At 72.8% G+C, this 2,691-nt stretch carries 2 protein-coding genes; one reads left to right on the forward strand and one right to left on the reverse strand.

Features of this window, described 5'->3' with window-relative positions; all coding sequences use genetic code 11:
• Positions 1-1,089, reverse strand: a 1,089-nt coding sequence (locus tag ACFV0G_RS38065; protein WP_380558039.1) for a PP2C family protein-serine/threonine phosphatase, incomplete at its 3' end; no start/stop codon positions are given.
• A gap of 406 nt (positions 1,090-1,495) precedes the next feature.
• Between ACFV0G_RS38065 and ACFV0G_RS38070 the strand changes: the two genes are divergently transcribed.
• On the forward strand, positions 1,496-2,593 hold the full coding sequence (locus ACFV0G_RS38070) for an endo-1,4-beta-xylanase (RefSeq protein WP_380558042.1): 1,098 nt from the start codon (positions 1,496-1,498) through the stop codon (positions 2,591-2,593).
• Positions 2,594-2,691 lie beyond the last annotated feature (98 nt).

A 2,691-nucleotide genomic window follows, 5' to 3' on the forward strand; every position in this document is an offset into this window, starting at 1 on the left:
GTGGCGGCCCCCGGGGCGGCCCTCGACCAGCCCGTCGGTGTAGAGCACCAGGGTGTCGCCCTCGGTGAAGCCGGTGACCGCCTCCGGACGGGCGACGTGCTCGGGGCGCGCCCCGAGCGGCGGATCGGTGGCCCGGTCGAGGAACTCGACGGTGCCGTCGGAGTGCAGCAGCGCGGGCGGGAGGTGGCCCGCACTGCTGTAGGTGATGGTGTGGGTCTCCCAGTCCGCGAAGGTGGTCACCGCGGTGGCGGACTCCGCGCCCTCCACGGAACGGGCGTAGAGCCCGAGCACCTCCAGCGCCCTGGCGGGGCCGTCGGCCACTCGCGAGGCGGCGCTGAGCGCACTGCGGAGCAGCCCCATCACCCCGGCCGCCTGCAGTCCGTGGCCGACCACGTCGCCGACGGCGACCCCGATGCAGTCGCCGGGCAGGTCCACCAGGTCGTACCAGTCGCCGCAGACGTTGAGCGAGCCGACGGCGGGCCGGTAGCGCACCGCCGCACGGTGGTGGCCGACCGGCCGGGGGGTCGGCAGCATCGCCTTCTGCAGGGCGAGGGCGACCTCCCGCTCCCGGGCGTGCGACTGCCGGAGCCGCTCGTTGAGCTCCTGGAGCTCCTGGGCCCGGGTGTAGAGGTCGGCCTCCAGGCCGCGGGTGCGGTCCCACTCCTCGTCGCCGCGGGCCCGGATCAGCTCGGTCACGTCCTCCACCCGGTGCAGCACCAGGGCCACCCGGCCGTCCGGGCCGGGCACCGGGGCGTTGACCGGGCTCCAGTACCGCTTCTGCCAGGTGCCGGGGTGCTGCATGTCCTCCACGTCGTAGCGCTGGAGCGCCATGGTGTCCCGTTCACCGCTCGCCAGCACCCGCCGGAGTGACGACTCCATGTTGTTGGCCCCGCCGACCGCGTCGTCGACCGGGTTCTCGGGGAACACGTCGAACACGTACCGGCCGACCACCTGCTCCCTGGTCCGTCCGGCGCCGCGCAGGAACTCCTCGTTCACGTCGGCGTAGACCAGGTCCGGGGTGAGCAGGGCCGCCATGCCGGGGAAGGCCTGGAACACCGCGGCGTAGTCGATCACCGCGTCGTCGTCCATCTCCGCCCTCCTCCGCACCGGCGGTCCGGCCGGACGCCGGTCGGGGCGCCGGCCCGCGACCGGGCCCGCTCCGGGCCGGACGCGTGGTTCGAATATAGGCCGGTGGCGGCCGTCCTGCCGGTGGCCGGGCCTCCGAACGGAGGCATCGACGGCCGGGGTGAGTATCGCCGGGCACCCGACCGAGGTCAATGAAAATTACAGGAACCATCCCCGAAACATTTGCGGGCATCTCCGCCAGGCGATCTGCCACCAACCCCGCCACGGCCATCGGAAGATCTCACCTGCTCGCCACCAGATTATCGACGCACGAGGGTTGACCGTCACTCATCTGCCGCCATAGGTTCCGACACGTTCCGGAGATGATTCCGAAATATTTCGACCGTCTGCTCCGCAAGGGAACCCATCCGTGATCAAGAAGCATCGCGCCCTGTGCACCGGCGTGGCCGCCGCAGCCGTGGCCGCCGCCCTGCTCGCCGTCCCGTCCGCCGCCACCGCCTCCGGCCAGCCGCACCCCGGCGGGGCGGACGACACCGCCACCGCGTCGCTGGGCCGGCTCGGCGAGCGCGCCGGCATCAGGATCGGCACCGCCGTCGACATGGCGGCACTCGCCGCCGACACCCCCTACCGCACCGAGGCGGCGGGGGACTTCTCCTCCGTCACACCCGAGAACGTCATGAAGTGGGAGTCCGTCGAGCCCACCCGCGGCACGTACGCCTGGGCGCCCGCCGACGACCTGGTCGCGTTCGCCCGCGCCAACCACCAGCTGGTGCGCGGCCACACCCTGGTCTGGCACAGCCAGCTCCCCGGCTGGCTGACCTCCGGCGACTTCACCGCGGACCAGCTCCGCGACATCCTGCACCGCCACATCACCGACGAGGTCACCCACTTCAAGGGGTCGATCTGGCAGTGGGACGTCGTCAACGAGGCCTTCAACGACGACGGCACCCTGCGCAACACGATCTGGCTGCAGAAGCTCGGCCCGGACTACATCGCCGACGCGTTCCGCTGGGCGCACCAGGCCGACCCGAAGGCCAAGCTGTACATCAACGACTACAACATCGAGGGCGTCAACGCGAAGAGCACCGCCCTGCTCGACCTGGTCACCCGGCTCAGGGCGCAGCACGTCCCGATCGACGGCGTCGGTGTCCAGGGCCACCTGGACACCCAGTACCCGGCCCCGCACGACATCGCCGACAACCTCCGGCGCTTCGACGACCTCGGGCTGGAGACCGCCGTCACCGAGGCCGACGTCCGCATCCCGCTGCCGGTCGACAACACCGAGCGGGAGGCGCAGGCCGAGGCGTACAGCACGCTGCTCCAGGGCTGCCTGCTGACCGCCCACTGCACCGACTTCACCGTCTGGGGCTTCACCGACACCTACTCCTGGGTGCCGGGCGTCTTCGGCGGCGAGGGCTCGGCCAACATCCTCGACACCGACTACCGGCCGAAGGCCGCCTACACCGCGATCCGCCAGGACCTCGCCCTCGCGGCGCACCGGCGCTGATCGGGGCGGGGGGGGGGGCCCCCCCCCGCCCCGCCCCGCCCCCGGCGCCCCGCCAACGCCCCCAGGCCGGCCCGCCCCGCCGCCCGCCCCCGGCCCCG

Origin of the sequence: Kitasatospora sp. NPDC059571 (assembly GCF_042735675.1) — a bacterium.
Classification (GTDB): Bacteria; Actinomycetota; Actinomycetes; order Streptomycetales; family Streptomycetaceae; genus Kitasatospora.